At 60.5% G+C, this 19,368-nt stretch carries 17 protein-coding genes; 16 read left to right on the top strand and 1 reads right to left on the bottom strand.

Translation table 11 applies throughout. The features are described 5' to 3' along the window. The first annotated feature begins 21 nt into the window (after positions 1 to 21). From JNB91_RS04720 to JNB91_RS04685, 8 genes are all read left to right on the top strand, one after another. Positions 22 to 1,164, top strand: a complete 1,143-nt coding sequence (locus JNB91_RS04720; protein ID WP_220324376.1) for an AAA family ATPase — start codon at positions 22 to 24, stop codon at positions 1,162 to 1,164. 49 nt (positions 1,165 to 1,213) lie between these two features. Then, entirely contained in the window at positions 1,214 to 3,451 is a 2,238-nt protein-coding gene (locus JNB91_RS04715) for a primosomal protein N' (protein ID WP_220324375.1), read from the top strand. Between the two features lie 121 nt (positions 3,452 to 3,572). Next, entirely contained in the window at positions 3,573 to 3,956 is a 384-nt protein-coding gene (locus JNB91_RS04710; RefSeq protein WP_220324374.1) for an AGROH133_08824 family phage infection protein, read from the top strand. Positions 3,957 to 4,217: 261 nt separating this feature from the next. Continuing rightward, positions 4,218 to 4,784: a F0F1 ATP synthase subunit delta gene (locus JNB91_RS04705; RefSeq protein WP_220324373.1), complete on the top strand. Its 567-nt coding sequence runs from the start codon at positions 4,218 to 4,220 to the stop codon at positions 4,782 to 4,784. Continuing rightward, positions 4,784 to 6,313 carry a F0F1 ATP synthase subunit alpha gene (atpA, locus tag JNB91_RS04700; RefSeq protein WP_220324372.1) on the top strand — a complete coding sequence of 510 codons (1,530 nt, stop codon included), beginning with the start codon at positions 4,784 to 4,786 and terminating at the stop codon, positions 6,311 to 6,313. Before JNB91_RS04705 ends, atpA begins: the two co-directional genes overlap by 1 nt. A gap of 32 nt (positions 6,314 to 6,345) precedes the next feature. Then, positions 6,346 to 7,227 (top strand): F0F1 ATP synthase subunit gamma, encoded by an 882-nt coding sequence (locus JNB91_RS04695; RefSeq protein WP_220324371.1) that lies wholly within the window; start codon positions 6,346 to 6,348, stop codon positions 7,225 to 7,227. A gap of 23 nt (positions 7,228 to 7,250) precedes the next feature. Then, positions 7,251 to 8,681 carry a F0F1 ATP synthase subunit beta gene (gene atpD / locus JNB91_RS04690; protein WP_220324370.1) on the top strand — a complete coding sequence of 477 codons (1,431 nt, stop codon included), beginning with the start codon at positions 7,251 to 7,253 and terminating at the stop codon, positions 8,679 to 8,681. Positions 8,682 to 8,795: 114 nt separating this feature from the next. Continuing rightward, positions 8,796 to 9,203, top strand: a complete 408-nt coding sequence (locus JNB91_RS04685) for a F0F1 ATP synthase subunit epsilon (RefSeq protein ID WP_220324369.1) — start codon at positions 8,796 to 8,798, stop codon at positions 9,201 to 9,203. A gap of 143 nt (positions 9,204 to 9,346) precedes the next feature. Here JNB91_RS04685 and JNB91_RS04680 read toward each other — a convergent pair whose 3' ends face one another. Further along, positions 9,347 to 10,243 carry a LysR substrate-binding domain-containing protein gene (locus JNB91_RS04680; RefSeq protein WP_220324368.1) on the bottom strand — a complete coding sequence of 299 codons (897 nt, stop codon included), beginning with the start codon at positions 10,241 to 10,243 and terminating at the stop codon, positions 9,347 to 9,349. 82 nt (positions 10,244 to 10,325) lie between these two features. Between JNB91_RS04680 and JNB91_RS04675 the strand changes: the two genes are divergently transcribed. The 8 genes from JNB91_RS04675 to JNB91_RS04640 all read left to right on the top strand — a co-directional run bounded on the left by JNB91_RS04675 (position 10,326) and on the right by JNB91_RS04640 (position 19,359). Beyond that, positions 10,326 to 11,498, top strand: a complete 1,173-nt coding sequence (locus JNB91_RS04675; RefSeq protein ID WP_223218058.1) for an iron-containing alcohol dehydrogenase — start codon at positions 10,326 to 10,328, stop codon at positions 11,496 to 11,498. 12 nt (positions 11,499 to 11,510) lie between these two features. Beyond that, positions 11,511 to 13,010 carry an aldehyde dehydrogenase gene (locus JNB91_RS04670; RefSeq protein WP_220324367.1) on the top strand — a complete coding sequence of 500 codons (1,500 nt, stop codon included), beginning with the start codon at positions 11,511 to 11,513 and terminating at the stop codon, positions 13,008 to 13,010. A 250-nt stretch (positions 13,011 to 13,260) separates the two neighbouring features. Continuing rightward, on the top strand, positions 13,261 to 14,385 hold the full coding sequence (locus JNB91_RS04665; protein WP_220324366.1) for a mandelate racemase/muconate lactonizing enzyme family protein: 1,125 nt from the start codon (positions 13,261 to 13,263) through the stop codon (positions 14,383 to 14,385). A 61-nt stretch (positions 14,386 to 14,446) separates the two neighbouring features. Next, positions 14,447 to 15,379 (top strand): L-lactate dehydrogenase, encoded by a 933-nt coding sequence (locus tag JNB91_RS04660; RefSeq protein ID WP_220324365.1) that lies wholly within the window; start codon positions 14,447 to 14,449, stop codon positions 15,377 to 15,379. A 104-nt stretch (positions 15,380 to 15,483) separates the two neighbouring features. Further along, a complete protein-coding gene (locus tag JNB91_RS04655; protein ID WP_220324364.1) occupies positions 15,484 to 16,290 on the top strand; it encodes a phosphate/phosphite/phosphonate ABC transporter substrate-binding protein in 807 nt (268 codons plus the stop codon). After that, on the top strand, positions 16,287 to 17,183 hold the full coding sequence (locus JNB91_RS04650) for a LysR family transcriptional regulator (protein ID WP_220324363.1): 897 nt from the start codon (positions 16,287 to 16,289) through the stop codon (positions 17,181 to 17,183). Before JNB91_RS04655 ends, JNB91_RS04650 begins: the two co-directional genes overlap by 4 nt. A gap of 123 nt (positions 17,184 to 17,306) precedes the next feature. Further along, positions 17,307 to 18,134 carry a formate dehydrogenase accessory sulfurtransferase FdhD gene (gene fdhD, locus JNB91_RS04645; protein WP_223218057.1) on the top strand — a complete coding sequence of 276 codons (828 nt, stop codon included), beginning with the start codon at positions 17,307 to 17,309 and terminating at the stop codon, positions 18,132 to 18,134. Between the two features lie 175 nt (positions 18,135 to 18,309). Then, positions 18,310 to 19,359, top strand: a complete 1,050-nt coding sequence (locus JNB91_RS04640; RefSeq protein ID WP_220324361.1) for an aldo/keto reductase — start codon at positions 18,310 to 18,312, stop codon at positions 19,357 to 19,359. Positions 19,360 to 19,368: the final 9 nt, after the last annotated feature.

Here is a 19,368-nt window from a genome sequence, read left to right as displayed (position 1 = left end):
GGCACCAAATGGAGGTCGAGCGTGCTTCTCCGATCCATGTCCGCACAGAACTATCGCTCGCTGCGATCGATCGGCATGGATCTGGCGGGTATAAATGTTTTCATTGGTGAAAACGGTGTTGGAAAATCCAATCTCTATCGGGCGCTGCAACTGATTCAGGCGGCGGTGCGTGGAACGTTGGCGGCCGAGATTGCGGCAGAGGGCGGCATGGCGTCGGTGCTCTGGTCGGGCCATCGACGCAACGAGAAGAATTTTCGCATAAAGCTCAATGTCGAGGTGCTGGACGAGGAACGCGCCATCACTTTCAGATATCGGGTCGAAGCCGGCTTGAGGCCGCCGAAAGCTGCGGCGGGTTTCGCCTTCGAACCGCAGATCAAGGAAGAGGAGCTTTCGATCGAGACCGGCCGCCGGCCGGTGACGATGATGAAGCGGGCAGGCCCGGGTATCATGGTGCGTGGCCCGGAAGGGCGGATGCTGGAATATCCTGAAAAAGCCATGACATCGGAGACGGCAATCGCGCTTCTGGGCGATGCCGGGCATTACCCGGAAATCGGCGCTTTCCGGAGGATGGTTGAAAGCTGGCGCTTTTTCCATGGTTTTCGCACCGATCGGCAGTCGCCGATGCGCCAGCCATGCCTGGCTGTGACCTCGCCATTGCTCGACGAGGATGGAGCCAATATTGCCGCCGTGTTTGCGACCCTCGCACATATTCGCGGAGATGTGATCGAGCTTAACCGAGCGATTGCGGCAGCGTTTGATGGCGCGAAGCTTCAAATACCGGAACCCGGTGAATATGCCGAATTCGGACTCGTTTTCCCGCATCTGCCGCTGCGTGTCTTCACCCCGCGGGAATTGTCGGATGGCCAGATCCGTTTCCTCGGGTTGGCGGCAGCGCTGATGTCCTATCGCCAGCCGCCGTTGATTGCGCTCAACGAACCGGAGGCAAGCCTGCACCCGGATATGCTCGAACCGCTGGCCGACATGGTTGCCGAGGCGGCGAAATCGAGCCAGATCTGGATCGTGACGCATTCCGAACAGCTTGCTGCCGCCATCACCGAGCGTTGCGGCGTGCGGGCCAAGCGGGTGATCCGCAAGGATGGCGCGACCTGGCTGGAAGGCATGCGTGCGACCGGACTGATGGAAGACGACGAGGATGACGAGTGATCTATAAAAAGGTTCACTTTTGTTCCGTCTTTCGTCATGGTCGCGCCGCATGGCCAAGGATTCTGCTGACATGATGGATTCGCTGTTCGGCGACGCGCTTGCGCCGTCGCGAGCACCCGTGCGCGTCGTGCCGGTTCTGGTGCCGTTGCCGGTGCCGGGGGCCTATAGTTATGCGGTGCCGGACGGCGTGCATGTCGAGCCGGGGTCGGTCGTACAGGTGCCGGTGGGGCCGCGACAGGTTATCGGTGTCGTCTGGGACGGGGAGAATGACGAGCGGCTCGATCCGAAAAAGCTCCGGCCGATCACGCTGGTGTTCGATTGCCCACCTCTGTCGAAGGACATGCGCGATTTCGTCGACTGGGTGTCTGCCTATACATTGTCTCCGCCCGGGCTTGTTGCCCGCATGGCGATCCGGGCACCGGCGGCGCTCGATCCGGAGCCTATGGTGGAGGGCTTGCGCTATCTCGGCGGCGAGCCGGACCGGCTGACGCCGGCCAGAACCCGCGTGCTCGATCTGGCGAAGGAGCAAGACGTGCCGTGGACGCGTAGCGGCATGGCGCATGCCGCCGGCGTGTCGCTCAGTGTCATCGACGGGCTGATCAAGCAGGGGATGTTCGACACGATTTTTCTGCCCCCGCCGCCTGTCGTTGCGCGGCCGGAGCCGGATTTCATCGCGCCACGCATCGAGGGACCGCAAAAATATGCGGCCGAAGAGATCGTCGGCTCGATCCGGCAGGGCGGATTTGCCGCCTCGCTGATTGACGGGGTTACCGGCTCTGGCAAGACGGAGGTCTATTTCGAGGCCGTGGCCGAGACTTTGCGGCGCGGCAAGCAGGTGATGATCCTTCTGCCGGAAATCGCGCTGACGCCTGCTTTCCTGGAGCGTTTCGAGCAGCGTTTCGGAGCCAAGCCTGCCGAATGGCATTCGGATCTTTCCCCGCGCATGCGCGAAAAGGTCTGGCGCGGGGTGGTGACTGGTGAGGTGCGAGTGGTCGCAGGCGCACGGTCTGCGCTGTTCCTGCCCTTCGAAGAGCTTGGCTTGATCATCGTCGATGAAGAGCACGACCCTGCCTACAAGCAGGAGGACCGCGTCTTTTACAATGCTCGCGACATGGCGGTGGTGCGGGCGCGGATCGGCGATTTCCCGGTCGTGCTGGTGTCGGCCACGCCTTCGGTGGAAAGCCAGGTCAACGGTCTGTCCGGGCGTTACAATCTCGTGCAGTTGCCGACGCGCTTCGGCGATGCGGCACTGCCTGACCTGCTCCTGATCGATATGCGTCGGCATCCGCCCGAACGGGGCGGGTTCCTGTCGCCGCTGCTCCTGAGGGCGATGGGGCGGACGCTGGAGAAGAAGGAGCAGTCGCTGCTGTTCCTCAATCGTCGCGGTTATGCGCCGCTGACGCTTTGCCGGGTCTGCGGCCACCGGTTCCAGTGCCCGCAATGTTCCAGCTGGCTGGTCGAGCACCGGTTCAGAAACCAGATCCAGTGCCATCAATGCGGCTATCACCAGCCGACGCCGGAAGCCTGCCCGGAATGCGGCACGTTCGATCATCTCGTTGCCTGTGGGCCGGGTGTCGAGCGTATCGCCGAAGAGGTCGAGAGGCATTTTCCCGATGCCCGCACGATCGTCATGTCGTCCGACATCCTCGGCGGGGTGAAGCGCATGCGGCTGGAGCTGGAAGCGATCGCCAAGGGGGATGTCGATATCGTCATCGGCACCCAGCTCGTCGCCAAGGGGCATAACTTTCCGCTGATGACGCTGGTCGGCATCGTCGATGCGGATCTCGGCCTGTCGAATGGTGATCCGCGGGCGGCCGAGCGGACTTTTCAGCTGCTCAGCCAGGTGACGGGACGTGCGGGGCGAACCGGCCTGAAGAGCCATGGCTTGATCCAGACTTTTCAGCCTATGCATCCGGTGATGCAGGCAATCGTCTCTGGTGATTCCACGGCGTTCTACGAACGGGAGATCAACGAGCGCGAAAAGGCGCTGTTGCCGCCGTTCGGGCGGCTGGCGTCGCTGATCGTCTCTGCGGATACGAGGGCGGACGCGGAAAACCATGCGCGTGGGCTGCGCGCGGCGGCTCCGCATGTTTCCGGCATTGCGGTGCTTGGGCCTGCGGAAGCACCGATTGCACTGGTGCGCGGTCGTTATCGCTTCCGTCTGCTCGTTCATGGACGGCGCAATTCCGATATGCAGGCATTTTTGAAATCGATGCTCGGCAATGGCCCCAAGGCTCGCGGAACGGTTCAGGTTCAGCTCGACGTCGATCCGCAGAGTTTCCTTTAGCCTCCCGCACGAACATCTCGTCCGTCTTCACGCGCCGGGATGTTTCTTGATGTGCAGCTAATCTTTGCGACTTGTTTACCCTGTTGGCTAGAATCAGTTCGATTCGAAAGGGTGCGACGGCATGGAATTCTACTTCCCGACTGAACTGAACGAACAGGTTGCTTTTGTAGGCTGTGCCGTAACGGCGCTGCTTGGCTTGCTGATCTTCCTGCTTCCAGGCACCTGCCTGAGACTTTCCGCCTTTCAGGTCGGAGAGGTAAGGCCAGAGGGCTACGGCTCGGTCAGGGCCGCAGGCGCGCGCTATATGGCACTTGGCTTGTTGCCGATTCTGTTGGCGCAAAATTGGTTTTACATGGCGACCGGCGTGGTGCTTGCGCTCGGTGCAGTTGGCAGGTTGGTGTCAATCTTCGCCGATCGCGGCGTAACGCCGCAGAATATTGCGTTTTTTCTACTTGAGGGTGTATTGTCGGCTGCGCCGCTCGCCTATGCGTTCGGCTACATCTAATGTCGCATATCGCCGCGCTGCGATGCCTATCGCCCGGAATTGCGGGTGAAAGCTGCGAATAAAGTCTGGATGCCTTTGACAGGTGGGCTTTTTCGGCGCTCAGCCGTGTTGCGAGTCCCTACATCCTATGCTAGACGAACCGCGAACGTTGGAAACAGCAAGCGGAGGCTCTGCGGGTTCCGATGGAAATTCAATAAATTTCAAGGTCTTGCCTGATCGTCATTTTCGGGCTTGGTACTTGGGGTGTAATTCAGGGAAACTATGCCTGTGGCCGAGACATCCCCGCTTATTTCCGGTGTCGCCGAGCGCTATGCTCTGTCGCTCTTCGAGCTTGCGTCGGAAGCTGGTTCTATCGATGCAGTCGGTGCCGATCTTGATCGGTTCCAGTCGATGATGGACGAAAGCGAAGACCTGCGGCGCCTGGTGGCGAGCCCGGTCTTTTCCGCCGAAGAACAGCAGAAGGCGGTTAGCGCCGTTGCCGAAAAGGCAGGTTTTTCCGTCACCGTCCTGAACTTCCTGAAAGTTGTGGCCGGCAATCGCCGCCTGTTCGCCTTGCCGGGCATGATCCGCTCCTATCGCGAGATCGCCGCTGCGCATCGCGGTGAAATTTCCGCCGAAGTCACTTCGGCCCATGCGTTGACTGCAACGCAGGAAAAAGAACTCAAGTCGGCGCTGAAGGGCGTAACCGGCAAGGACGTAACCATCGCCGTTACGATCGATCCGTCGATCCTCGGCGGCCTGATCGTCAAGGTCGGTTCGCGTCAAATCGATACGTCCCTTCGCACCAAACTTTCCACCCTTAAGCTTGCATTGAAAGAGGTCGGCTGATGGATATCCGTGCAGCGGAAATTTCCGCAATTCTCAAGGACCAGATCAAGAATTTCGGCCAGGATGCCGAAGTTTCGGAAGTCGGCCAGGTTCTTTCCGTTGGTGACGGCATTGCCCGCGTCTACGGTCTCGACAACGTGCAGGCTGGTGAAATGGTCGAGTTTCCGGGCGGCGTCCGGGGCATGGCTCTGAACCTCGAATCCGACAATGTCGGCGTGGTTATCTTCGGTTCCGACCGTTCGATCAAGGAAGGCGACACCGTCAAGCGGACCGGCGCCATCGTTGACGTTCCGGTTGGTCCGGAACTGCTCGGCCGCGTCGTCGATGCGCTCGGCAACCCGATCGACGGCAAGGGTCCGATCAACGCGACCCGCCGTTCGCGCGTCGACGTCAAGGCTCCCGGCATCATTCCGCGCAAGTCGGTTCATGAGCCGATGTCGACCGGCCTCAAGGCCATCGACGCTCTGATCCCGGTTGGCCGCGGCCAGCGCGAGCTCGTCATCGGCGACCGCCAGACCGGCAAGACCGCCATCATTCTCGACGCCTTCCTGAACCAGAAGCCGATTCACGACAACGGCCCGGAAAACGACAAGCTGTTCTGCGTGTACGTTGCTATCGGCCAGAAGCGTTCGACCGTTGCCCAGTTCGTCAAGGTTCTCGAAGAGCGCGGCGCACTGCAGTATTCGATCGTTATCGCTGCTACCGCTTCGGACCCGGCTCCGATGCAGTATCTCGCACCGTTCGCCGGTGCCGCCATGGGCGAATACTTCCGCGACAACAGCCAGCATGCGCTGATCGCTTATGACGACCTTTCCAAGCAGGCCGTCGCCTACCGCCAGATGTCCCTGCTTCTGCGTCGTCCTCCGGGCCGCGAAGCTTATCCGGGCGACGTCTTCTATCTGCACTCGCGTCTTCTCGAGCGCGCTGCCAAGCTCTCCGACGAGCGCGGCGCCGGTTCGCTGACGGCTCTGCCGGTCATCGAAACCCAGGGTAACGACGTTTCGGCCTTCATTCCGACCAACGTGATCTCGATCACCGACGGCCAGATCTTCCTCGAAACCGACCTGTTCTATCAGGGCATCCGTCCGGCCGTTAACGTCGGTCTGTCGGTTTCCCGCGTTGGCTCGGCCGCTCAGGTCAAGGCGATGAAACAGGTTGCCGGTTCGATCAAGGGCGAGCTTGCCCAGTATCGCGAAATGGCGGCATTCGCGCAGTTCGGTTCCGACCTCGACGCCTCGACGCAGCGCCTGCTGAACCGCGGTGCCCGTCTGACGGAACTCCTGAAGCAGCCGCAGTTCTCTCCGCTCAAGACGGAAGAACAGGTTGCCGTGATCTTCGCAGGCGTCAACGGCTACCTCGACAAGATCGCGGTTTCCGATGTCGGCAAGTTCGAACAGGGTCTGCTCTCTTACCTCCGTTCGGAAGGCAAGGACGTTCTCGACACGATCCGCACCGAGAAGCAGATCTCGGACGACACGAAGGCGAAGCTCAAGTCGGCGCTCGACGCCTATTCGAAGTCTTTCGCCTAAAAGTACGGATCTAGCTTAAGGACCGATAACGGATGCCTTCACTTAAGGATCTGAAAAACCGGATCGCCTCCGTCAAGGCGACGCAGAAGATCACCAAGGCGATGAAAATGGTCGCCGCGGCGAAGCTGCGTCGTGCGCAGGAAGCGGCCGAAGCCGCTCGTCCTTACGCAGAGCGGATGAACAAGGTACTGGCGAGCCTTTCGGCCGCCAATGCCGGCAATGCGGGTGCACCGCTTCTGCTTTCCGGCACCGGCAAGGACCAGGTTCATCTCCTGGTCGTTGCCACCGGCGAGCGTGGCCTTGCCGGCGGCTTCAACTCCTCGATCATTCGTCTGGCGCGCGAGCATGCCCTGAAGCTCATCGCTGAAGGCAAGACGGTCAAGATCCTGACGGTCGGCCGCAAGGGCAATGACGTTCTGCGTCGTTCGTTCAAGGACAACATCGTCCATTACATCACCTTCCGCGAAGTGCGGCAGCTGGGCTTCGTCCAGGCCGACGAAGTGGCGGGCAAGGTGCTGGACATGTTCAATGCCGGCGAGTTCGACGTTGCAACGCTGTTCTTCGCCCGCTTCCAGTCGGTGATCGCGCAGGTCGCAACCGCGCAGCAGCTCATTCCGGCACGGTTCGAAACTGTAGAGCAGCCTGCTGAAGGTTCTTCGGTTCATTACGAATACGAGCCGAGCGAAGAGGAAATCCTCGAAGACCTGCTGCCGAAGAATATCGCTGTGCAGATCTTCAAGGCTCTGCTGGAAAACAACGCTTCCTTCTACGGTGCGCAGATGTCCGCTATGGACAACGCAACGCGCAACGCTGGTGACATGATCAATAAGCTGACGCTTTCCTACAACCGCAAGCGTCAGGCGCAGATCACCACGGAACTGATTGAAATTATTGCAGGCGCGGAAGCGCTCTGACCGAAAAGAAGAGGGTAAGAATCATGGCTACCGCAACGGGCTCGTCCCTCGGCAAAGTGACTCAGGTTATCGGCGCTGTCGTAGACGTCGCGTTCGACGGCGAACTGCCGGCGATCCTCAATGCACTCGAGACCGAAAACAACGGCAACCGTCTTGTGCTGGAAGTCGCGCAGCACCTTGGTGAAAACCAGGTCCGCACGATCGCCATGGACTCGACCGAAGGTCTCGTCCGCGGCCAGAAGGTCACCGACACCGGTGCTCCGATCTCGGTTCCGGTCGGTGAACACACGCTCGGCCGTATCATGAACGTCATCGGCGAGCCGGTCGACGAAGCCGGTCCGCTGGACCGCACGCATCTGCGTGCCATCCACCAGGACGCTCCGGCCTATGTCGAGCAGTCCACGGAAGGCCAGATTCTGGTCACCGGCATCAAGGTCGTCGACCTTCTCGCTCCTTACGCAAAGGGCGGCAAGATCGGCCTGTTCGGCGGCGCCGGCGTCGGCAAGACCGTTCTGATCATGGAACTGATCAACAACGTTGCAAAGGCGCACGGCGGTTACTCCGTATTCGCCGGCGTTGGTGAGCGTACCCGTGAAGGTAACGACCTTTACCACGAAATGATCGAATCGGGCGTCAACAAGCACGGCGGTGGCGAAGGCTCCAAGGCTGCTCTCGTTTACGGTCAGATGAACGAACCGCCGGGCGCACGTGCTCGCGTTGCTCTCACCGGTCTGACGATCGCTGAAGACTTCCGCGACAAGGGCCAGGACGTTCTGTTCTTCGTCGACAACATCTTCCGCTTCACCCAGGCTGGTTCGGAAGTATCGGCTCTGCTCGGCCGTATTCCCTCGGCCGTTGGTTATCAGCCGACGCTCGCAACCGACATGGGCTCGATGCAGGAACGCATCACCACCACGACCAAGGGCTCGATCACCTCGGTTCAGGCCATCTACGTTCCCGCCGACGACTTGACCGACCCGGCACCGGCAACCTCGTTCGCGCACTTGGACGCAACGACGGTTCTGTCGCGTTCGATCGCTGAAAAGGGTATCTACCCGGCCGTTGACCCGCTGGACTCCACTTCGCGCATGCTCGACCCGATGGTTGTCGGTGAAGAGCATTACGAAGTTGCCCGTAAGGTTCAGACGACGCTTCAGCGCTACAAGTCGCTGCAGGATATCATCGCCATCCTCGGCATGGACGAACTGTCCGAAGAGGACAAGATGACCGTTGCCCGCGCCCGCAAGATCGAGCGCTTCCTGTCGCAGCCGTTCTTCGTTGCCGAAGTCTTCACCGGTTCGCCGGGCAAGCTGGTTGCTCTGGAAGACACGATCAAGGGCTTCAAGGGCTTGGTCAACGGCGAATACGACCACCTGCCGGAAGCAGCCTTCTACATGGTCGGCTCCATCGAAGAAGCGATGGAAAAGGCCAAGAAGCTGGCAGCCGCCGCTTAAAAATCAAGATGGAAGGGCGCGCCGGATAGCTGGCGCGTCATTCTTCCTGCATAAGACACGCGATTTTGTGCAGGACATGCCAATTGCCTGCGAATTAAGGGGAAGTGGACCTTCATGGCCGACGCTTTCATTTTTGAACTGGTTTCGCCCGAGCGCCTCTACGTTTCGGAAAAGGTCTCCGAAGTCGTTATCCCGGCCATGCTTGGTGAAATGACGGTCCTTGCCGAACACGCACCGACGATGACGACGATCAAGCCGGGTGTTGTCACGGTGAAGCTCGCTTCCGGACAGGTGAACAAATACGTGGTGTTCGGTGGTTTCGCCGATATCCTGCCGGACAGCTGCACGCTGCTGGCGGATGCCGCCATCCCGGCCAACGAGTTGACCCCAGACACGCTGCAGCGTCGCATCGAAACCACCCAGGCCGAACTCGGCAAGGCGACCGGTGACGAGCACAAGACCCGTCTCGAACAGTTCCTGACGGACCTGACGCAGTTGAACGGTATCGTTGTCGCCGCCTGATCCTCATCAGTGCGCTACAATCCTTGAAGGCGGTCCATCGGGCCGCCTTTTGCGTTTGAAGGTCTCTCGCCGTCATCCTCGGGACAAGCCCGAGGATGACGACGGAGAACGGAAGTCGCGCGGTTAGCTGGGTCCGATATCCCTTAAATCCCCGACAACAGATGTTGGTGCAACCGTATCGCTCCCGGTGTCAGCGAGCGATAACGCGGAGTGCCGAGGTGGTAGCCGTAACCCGTCTCCAGCCGTTGCGGCCCGAGCTCGACAAGCGCACCTGAAGCCAGTTCATCGGCGATTAGGCCTGTGCTGCCGAGCGTAACGCCTTCGCCGCGCAGAGCGGCATCGATCGCCAGTGAATAGGTGGAGAAGGAGAGGCGGGGCACGATGCGCGCCTTTGGCGGATCAGGCAGTCGCGCGAACCATTGACGGAAAGAGATCCAGTGGGCGTTGAAGCGCTCGTAATCAATGAGGTCGAGACGGGTGATCTCGTCAGGCCGGACCGTTGTGGGGTCGAGGCCGTTTCTTTCGATGAATTCCGGCGAGGCGACTGGCACCAGCATTTCCTTCATCAGCGGCGTCAGGTTCCAGCGCGGATGTTCGCCGGTCGAATAGAGAATGACCAGATCGTTGGCTTCCGATGCCAGTTCGGAAGGGGCATCGGTCGTCAGCAACCTGACCGAGACTGATGGGTTGCCGTTGTCGAAATCCTTGAGGCGCTTGGCGAGCCAGAGATGCGAGACCGAGCCGCTGGCGGCAATCGATATCGTCTCGAGGCCACCGCCGCGAAAAGGCTCGAGGCTTTCTTCCAGATATTCGAGCGTGGCGCGAACCCGTTGGGCCAGCCGCTCGCCTTCCGGCGTCAGGGCAAGGTTACGGCCGCGGCGGGTGAAGAGTTTTGCCCCGAGCTGTTCTTCAAGGCCCTGGATACGGCGGCTGACCGCGGCCTGGGTGATATGTAACTCGCGCCCGGCGCGGGAAAAATTCATGAAGCGGCAGGCGGCATCGTAAACCCGGAAAGCCTCCAGCGGTATGCGGTCGAGCATGCCTCTCTCCATGACTTGAGATCATCAATTAAGCCGATAATTCGATGGATTTGAAGAGCTGAGATTGTGATGCAGAGTGTGCATGTTCGTTTCACAGTCGCGGGCCGCCATGCAGTTTTCCACCTCCTTCATTCCCGATATCCGCTTCGGCCCGGGCTTTCTCGACGGCCTGCCGGATGTGGTCAAAGACTTCCGGGGTATACGTGCTGTCCTCATCGTCATGGACAGCTTTCTCGCTGCGAGAGGTCTGGCCAAAGGTCTCGCGGAAGATCTGGCCAAGGCGGGGATAGAACCGTGGCTTTATTCCGATTTTTCGGGCGAGCCAAAACTTCAGCATCTGCGGGCCGCCAGCGAGATGGCGCAGAGCATGGATATGGTGATTGGTATCGGCGGCGGTTCGGCACTCGATATCACCAAGGTCGCGGCCTGCTGTGCCGCATCGGGCGAGGATCCGATGTTTTATGCGCTGGCCGCCAATCCCCTGCCGAAGAAGCCGCTGAAAAAGATCATGGTGCCGACCACGGCCGGGACTGGCTCGGAGACATCCGCCACCAATATCTTTACCGGGCCGGAGGGGAGAAAACTCTGGATCTGGGGGCCGGAAACCAAGGCGGATCTGGTGCTGCTCGATCCGGAGCTTACGATATCGCTACCGCCGAACCTGACTGCATGGTGCGGCATGGACGCCTTCATTCACGCCTTCGAGGCCGCGACTAACCGTAATACTCACACCGGAGCAAAGCTCTACGCGCATGAAGCCATGCGGCTGGTCGCAGGCTCGCTGGAAGTGGCGTTCAAGATGCCTGGCAATCTTGAGGCGCGCGGCAAGGTGCTGCTCGGATCCTGTTATGCCGGGATTGCCATCGACAATTGCGGCACTGCTATCGCTCACAACATCAGCCATGCGCTGGCTGGGCTTGGCCCCCTGCATCACGGGCTGGCGACGGCGCTTGGTTTCGAGGCGACGCTTCCGTGGCTGGTAGAAAGCGACACGCCTGACCTCAATGAGGCAGCGAGGGCCATCGGACTATCTGGCGCCGCCCAACTGCCAGCCTTCGTCTCGGGGCTGATGGACCGCTGTGGCGTCGTGCGGGCCTTGCCGAAGGCATTCGACGGGTTCTCTGCACAACATCTGGCCGCGGAAATGCGGGCGGCCGAGAACCAGCCCATGCGGCGCTCGACCATTCGTGAGGTGACGGATGCGGATATCGATGCCTTCGCCGCGGCGATGATGGCGCTGCCGAAGACGCTTTGAAGAGGTGCTGCGATGACCAAGACCTACAGCCGTGACTATTGGGAAGAAGCTCTCTCCGGTCTGAAGCTTGAAGGCCGGCATTTTATCAGCGGTGAGTATCGCGATGCGCTGTCCGGCGAGACATTCATCCGTACGCGGCCGATGGACGGCAAGCCGGGTGCGGTTCTGGCACGCGGTGGAGCAGCCGATATCGATCTTGCGGTCACTTCCGCACGCGCTGCTTTCGAGAACGGTATCTGGCGCAGGAAGGAACCGCTCGAGAAGAAGAAAATCATGCTGAAATGGGCCGACCTGATCCGCGCCCATGGCGAAGAACTGGCGATGCTGGAAACGCTGGATGTCGGCAAGCCGGTGCTGGCGTCGCTGAATGTCGACGTCCGGCTCTGCGCCGACGGTATCCAGTTCTATGCGGAGATGATCGACAAGCTTTATGACGAGATTGCGCCGACGGGGCCGAATGCACGGGCTTTGGTGCGCAAGGTGCCGCTCGGGGTGATCGGGGCGATCACGCCTTGGAACTATCCGATGATCATCGATGCGTGGAAGCTCGGGCCGGCGATTGCGGCGGGTAATTCCGTTGTGCTGAAGCCGGCTGAACAATCGTCGCTTTCGGCGATCCGGCTGGCGTCACTGGCGATTGAAGCAGGGCTTCCGGCAGGTGTCTTCAATGTCGTTACCGGCTATGGCGAGGAGGCAGGAAAGCCGCTGGCGCTGCATATGGATGTCGACATGATTGCCTTTACCGGCTCGACGGAGGTCGGCAAGCTGATCATGGGCTATGCCGCCCAATCCAACGTCAAGCGCGTGGCGTTGGAGCTCGGTGGCAAGTCGCCGCTCGTCGTGTTTGAAGATGCCGATCTCGACGCGGCGGCCTCGGCCGTAGCCTGGGGCTGTTTCTACAATTCCGGCGAGACATGCCATGCCTCGACGCGGCTTCTCGTCCAGCGCTCTGTGCAGGAGAGATTGATCGAGAAGATCGAGGCGGTGACGAAGAGCGATATTGCGCTGGCACATCCGTTCGAGCCGTCGGCGCAGATCGGTGCGTTGATCGAGGAAGCCCATATGCGGAAAGTGCTGGGCATGATCTCAGCCGGAGAGAAGGAGGGCGCGCGGCGTGCCTTCGGGGCCGAGCAGGTGATGTCGGAAACCGGCGGATATTACATCTCGCCCGGCGTGTTTATCGACATGACCAACGAAATGAGCCTTGCGCGGCAGGAGATTTTTGGGCCGGTTCTGGCGGCAATTCCTTTCGATACGGAGGAGGAGGCGCTTCGGCTTGCAAATGATACGATCTACGGGTTGGCCGGTGCGGTGTTCACCAAGGACATGGATCGGGCGCATCGGTTTTCCGAAGCGCTGCATGCCGGCACGGTGTGGATCAATACCTATGACATGTCGAACTTTTCGACGCCGTTCGGTGGCTTCAAGCAGTCGGGATTTGGGCGGGATCGTTCGGTGCATGCGATAGACAAGTATTGTGATTACAAGACGATATGGCAGCAGTTCGGGTGAGGTTTTCTCGATTACCTTTGGGGACATGCTGATGGTGAAGGGCGACCGGCTTGTGTCTGGATCCTCGGGTCAAGCCCGAGGATGACGAATCTGTGGTTGGCGGAAAATCTCAAACGCTACCACTGCGGTTTGTGGAGCGCTTGCTTTGGTGACCTATGGCACTCACCTTCTGCCGTCATCCTCGAGCTTGACCCGAGGATCCACGCACAAACATCCGAGAGACGCCAAGCCTGAGGTGGGAGAGGACCACATGACCCGCATCGCATCCATCGAGATCACCCATCACCGCCTGCCTCTCGATCCGCCATTCAAGGCGAGCTGGGACGGGCGGGCGCGGCTGAATTTCGATGCAACGATCGTCCGGGTGAGGGATGACGAAGGCCGAGAGGGGATCGGATCGGGGGACCTGATGAAAGGGTTCGAGGGCCATGAGGATCTGTTCATCGGGCAAGACCCGCGGCATCTGGAGCGGCATTACGAGGTGCTTTCGCATATCAACTTTCATTATGGCCGCTGCTGGCCGATGGATCTGGCGCTATGGGATCTCTCAGGCAAGATTACCGGCGAGCCTGTCTGGCGGATGCTCGGCGGCCGGTCGGACAGAGTGAGGCTCTATGCCTCTTCCGGCGTGCTGCGGGAGCCTTCGGCGATGGCCGATCAGGCGGAGCGCTATATCGGCGAGGGTTTTCCGGCGATGAAAGTGCGGTTCTCGTCCTCGGCAGGCGGGCGGACCACTTGGCATGATGATGTGAAGGCGCTGGAGGTGATCAGGGCTCGGGTCGGCGACCGGATGGAGCTGATGGTCGACTGTAACCAAGGCTGGCGGATGCCCTGGGACACGACACTGCCCTGGACCTTCAAGGACGCGCTTGCCGTGGCAAACGAGCTGGAGAAGCTCGGGATCTACTGGATGGAGGAGCCGCTGTTTCGTTCCGATCGCAAAGGCATGAAAGCCTTGAAAGAGGCGACGCCGGTGAGGATCGCCGGTGGCGAGATGACGCGTGAGCTCTACGAGTTCCGCGATATCATCGAGGAGCGCGCCTTCGACGTGATCCAGCCGGATGTGGCGCTGGTGGGCGGCATTACCGGTTGCCGTCGGCTTGTCTATCAGGCGCGGGAGGCGGGGGTGATGTTCACGCCGCATAGCTGGACGAACGGGATCGGGGTTCTCGCCAATGCGCATCTGACGGCCGGAGCGGGGGACGCGCCTTTCCTCGAATATCCTTACGACAATCCCGAATGGAGCGAGGCAAGGCGGGATTATCCGATGGTCTCACCGCTCAGACATCGCGACGGCTGGCTGGAGCTTGGCGATGCGCCGGGGCTTGGCGTGGTGCTGGACGAGGAGCGTCTTTGCGCCACACGGATCGGCTGATTTCGCCGTGGCGCCGTGATGCCGAACTGCTATGGTTGTCGTATTTCATGGAGTGATTGCGATGAAGATTGGCATTGTCGGTGCAGGCATGGTGGGCAGTTCGGCGGGCTTTGCGCTGGCGATCGCCGGTTATGCCAACGAGATCGTTTTCGTGGACAAGAACGAGGCCCTGGCGGTGGCGCAGGCCGAGGATATCTCGCACGCCGTGCCGTTCATGTCGGCCACGCGGGTGCGGGCCGGGGGGTATGCGGACCTGGCAGGCGCCGGGATCGTGGTGCTTTCGGCCGGGGTCGGGCAGCGTCCGGGCGAGGGGCGGCTTGAGCTTCTGGAGCGGAACGCTGCCGTCATTCGCAGCATCGTCAGCGAAATCCTTGCTGTCGTGCCTGATCCGATCCTGCTCGTTGCGGCCAATCCGGTCGATATCATCACCCATATCGCCGCGAAGATTTCCGGCCTGCCGCGTAACCGGGTGATCGGGTCTGGCACGATCCTCGATACGGCGCGGTTCCGCAGCCTGCTTGCCCGTCATATCGAGATCTCGCCGCAGTCGATTCCGGCTTTCGTCATCGGTGAGCATGGGGATAGCGAGGTTCTGGCATGGTCGGGCGCGGTTGCCGGTTCGGCCGATCTCATCTCGTTTGCTGCGCAGCTAGGCCGGCCGATCACCGAAGACGTCCGCAAGGCGATCGATCACGACGTGCGCAATGCCGCATACAAGATTATCGAGGGCAAGGGGGCGACCTATTACGGCATCGGCGCAGGCATCGCCCGGATCGTGCGAGCAATCACGCGGGATGAGGGTTCGGTGCTTTCCGTCTCGATCCATACGGATCATGTCGCTGGCGTCGATAATGTGACCTTGTCCTTGCCGCGTGTCGTCGGCGCACGCGGCGTCACGGCCGATCTTCTGCCAGATCTCGAACAGTCTGAGCAGCAGGCGCTGACACGTAGCGCGCAGATGCTCAAGGAGCTTTCCGACTCTCTCAGGATCTAAGCCATAAGCCTGGATGGATGTAGCTTGCAGGGGCCTGCCGATTTGCCTGTTGGCAGGGTCGAGCAGGAAGGGATAGAACTTGTCCTGACAATGTCGAGGACGAGATGCTCGCAGGCCTACCCATGTATGACTGGCCGGAAATTTCCACGGCCATGGATGAGTTCTGGACCTTGCTCAGGGGCTGCCTGTTGCGTCGGGGCATCGATGCGCCAGAAACCCTGACGCGGCAGGATGATCTGGTGGCGATGTGGCATTCTCCCGATCTCGTATTCGGGCAGACATGCGCTCTACCCTTTGCCATGGATTTTAACCGTCATGTCCGGCTGATCGGGTCTCCCGCTTATGATATAGGCTGTGCGCCCGGCTTTTATTACAGCCTGCTGATTGTGCCGAAGGGGTGCTCCACGAGGCTTGAGAGGTTTCGTGGGTCTGTCGTGATCAACGAATTCAGCTCCCAGTCCGGCTTTGCGACGCTGATGCTGTCGCTCGTGGCTGCCGGTGCGCAGATGGAGGATGTGGATATTCGTGCATCCGGCGGGCATCGTGCCTCGATAAGGGCGGTTGCAAATGGCGAAGCGGAGCTTGCGGCGATCGATGTCGTCTCCTTCACGCTGGCGCAGCGCTATATGCCGGAGGCCGATGCGGTCGAGGTGATCGGCTGCACGCGACCGACGCCGGGGATGGCGTTGATCAGCGCGCTTCCGGATGCGGCGACCGATGGTCTTGCCGGCGCGTTCGAAGAAGCCGTCGTGCAGCTTTCTCCTTCGCTTCGTCGCGAACTTCTGCTGACCGGGTTTTTACGGCGAAGGGCAGAGGATTATGCCGGCGTTGCACGCGACTGGCGGTCCATCGAGGCGCGACTGCCAACCAGGGTCGGCTATTCTCTCAAATCCTTTGCGGTGCCGCGATGATCGACAAGCTGGAATTCTTCATCGTTCTGGCGCGGGAAGGTCATTTCGGACGCGCTGCCGAGGAATGCGGCATCGCCCAGCCTTCGCTTTCTGCCGCCATCCGGCACCTGGAGGAACAGCTTGGTGTTCAGCTCGTGGTGCGCGGATCGCGTTATCAGGGGCTGACGCCGGAAGGGCAGCGAGTGCTGGAATGGGCAAAACGCATCGTCGGCGATGCCCGCACGATGCGCGAAGAGATGCGGGCGGCACGCAAGGGGTTGGCAGGGCATATCCGGCTTGCCGTCATTCCGACCGCGCTTGCCATGGTGCCGCGGCTGACGGAGCCGTTTCAGGAAAAACATCCGAACGTGACCTTCTCGATCGTCTCGCGCAATTCGCTGCAGGTGCTGTCACAGCTCGACGATTTCGAGATCGATGCAGGGATCACCTATCTGGACAACGAGCCGCTTGGGCGCGTGACCAGCGTTCCGCTCTATTCGGAAAATTATACGCTGGTAACGGCCGAGGGCACGCCTCATGCCGATCGTGAGAGCGTCAACTGGGCCGATATGGCGGATATGCGCTTGTGCCTGCTGACACCGGACATGCAGAACCGCAGGATCATCAATCAGCATCTGACCAATGCGGGCGTTTCAATCACGCCGATGCTGGAATCGAATTCTATGGTTGTGCTCTTGTCGCATGTTGCGACCGGTCGCTGGGCCAGCATCATGCCGCGCAATGTGGCGAAATCTTTCGGCTTTACCCAGAGCCTGCGCATGATCCCGATCGTGGCGCCGGAGGCGAAACACATGGTGGGGCTTGTGGCTCCCTATCGCGAGCCATTTACGCCGCTGGTTTCCGCCCTGCTGCATGAGGCGCGCGGGCTTGCGCTGGATGCTTCGGAGGCATAGTTTTTCGGCTCCAGGGTCGACGCGCATGAACTGGCGACTTAAGCCCGAAGCATTCCATAATATCGATGCCTCTCAGAGGCGGCGCGGATAAGCGCATCGATGATAGAACATCAAGGAGAGCCGATGGCCGGCTTCAGGACAACCACTGTCGCGCAGGAAATCATTCGCCGCAATGGCGTTGTTCGCGCCGGCTCGCGCGCAGTGCCCGAGGAGGTGCCGATCGCGTTTTCCTATGGTGGTTCCACCCATGCGGTGATGATGGGGACGCCGGCGGATCTCGAAGATTTCGCTGTCGGCTTCAGCCTGACGGAGGGCATCATTACCTCCATGGCCGAGATCGAGGACGTCACGGTTCTGGACGAAGGCCAAGGCCTCGACGTGCAGGTTCGGCTGGCGGAAGACAAGGAGGATGCGCTCCGCGTCCGGAGGCGGCATATGGCCGGCCCAGTGGGCTGTGGGCTTTGCGGCATCGAATCGATCGAGCAGGCCATGCGTGTCGTGCCGGATGTAGTCACTGTCAGGATGGAGTTGACGCCGAAGGATATTACCGGCGCCATGACGGCGCTGAACGGGGCGCAGCCGCTGCATGCCGAAACGCGGGCCGTGCACGGTGCAGGCTTCTTCATTCCCGGCGAAGGGTTGATCGCTGTTCGCGAGGATGTCGGCCGGCATAACGCGCTCGACAAACTTGCCGGAGCGGTGTTCCGTGCCGGGCGAAAGGGTGCTGAGGGTATCGTCGTCGTCACCAGCCGCATTTCGGTGGAGATGGTGCAGAAGACGGCAATCCTCGGAAGCTCGACGCTGATTGCAATTTCGGCGCCGACAGCGCTTGCCATTCGCACCGCAGAGGAAGCCGGCATGACGCTCGTGGCGCTGACGCGTGGCGAGGATTTCGAGATATTTGCCGGGGCGGAACGTATCGAGACGGGCTCTGTCGCCGACGTTGCGTGATACCTTTGACCTGACAGTCGCGTCAGGCAGATTTTTATAAACGGAGCCTCCTCCGTTTATCTTGCAAAACCGACGAAGGTCGGTTATTGATGATCCGTGCCTTTCGCGGATTGCGCAGTCCTGCGGCAGGGGCATCTTCTCATTTCATATACATATCTCCCAAATGGAGCCGTTCATGCGATACAATCAATTGGGCAATACAGGGCTGTTCGTATCCGAGCTGTGCCTTGGTACGATGACCTTCGGTGAGGCCGACAATGCGGCGCTGTGGGGCAAAATCGCTGGCGTCGATCAGGACGCGGCGGACCGCATCCTCGATCGCTCGATCAAGGCCGGGGTCAATTTCGTCGATACGGCCGATGTCTATTCCTTCGGGACTTCGGAGCGGATGCTTGGTCAGGCCATCCGCAATATCGGTGTTGCCCGCAAGGACATCGTGATTGCCACCAAGTTTCTTGGACAGATGGGCGACAAGCCGAATGACCGGGGTGCGTCGCGCGGGCATATCATGGATTCGGTGGAGCAGAGCCTAGAGCGGCTGCAGGTGGATCATATCGATCTTTACCAGATCCACGGCACGGATACGGTGACACCGATCGACGAGACATTGAGGGCGCTTGACGATCTCGTCTCGCGCGGGCTGGTTCGCTATATCGGGCTTTCCAACTGGGCGGCATGGCGGATTGCCAAGGCGCTCGGCATTTCGGAACGGCGCGGTTTTGCCCGGTTCGAAACGGTGCAGGCCTATTATTCGATTGCCGGCCGTGATCTGGAGCGCGAGATCGTACCGATGATGCAGGAGGAAAAGCTTGGCCTGATGGTTTGGTCGCCGCTGGCCGGCGGCCTGCTTTCCGGCAAATACGGTCCCGGTGCCCCGGGCAATGGCGAGGGACGACGGCAGGAATTCGATTTTCCGCCGGTGGATAATTACCGCGCCTGGGCCTGCGTTGCCGCGATGCGGGAGATTGCGGCCAAGCACGACACGAGCGTGGCGGCCGTGGCACTCGCCTATATCCTCGCCAAACCGTTCGTTACCAGTGTCATCATCGGCGCAAAGCGGATCGAGCAGCTGGATGAAAACCTGAAGGCGGTTTCGGTGAAGCTCGATGCGGGAGATCTGAAGACGCTCGATGAAGTCAGTGCGCTGATGCCGGAATATCCGGGCTGGATGCTGGAACGACAGGGGGCGGGTCGCCGTCCCGCTCCGTTCGAGGCGAAGGACTGAAATTGGGGC

The sequence above is a fragment of the Aliirhizobium wenxiniae genome, from assembly GCF_019511445.1.
Classification (GTDB): Bacteria; Pseudomonadota; Alphaproteobacteria; order Rhizobiales; family Rhizobiaceae; genus Neorhizobium; species Neorhizobium wenxiniae_A.
Note: the sequence above shows the minus strand (reverse complement) of the source record. Positions and strands in the feature narration are given on the sequence as shown.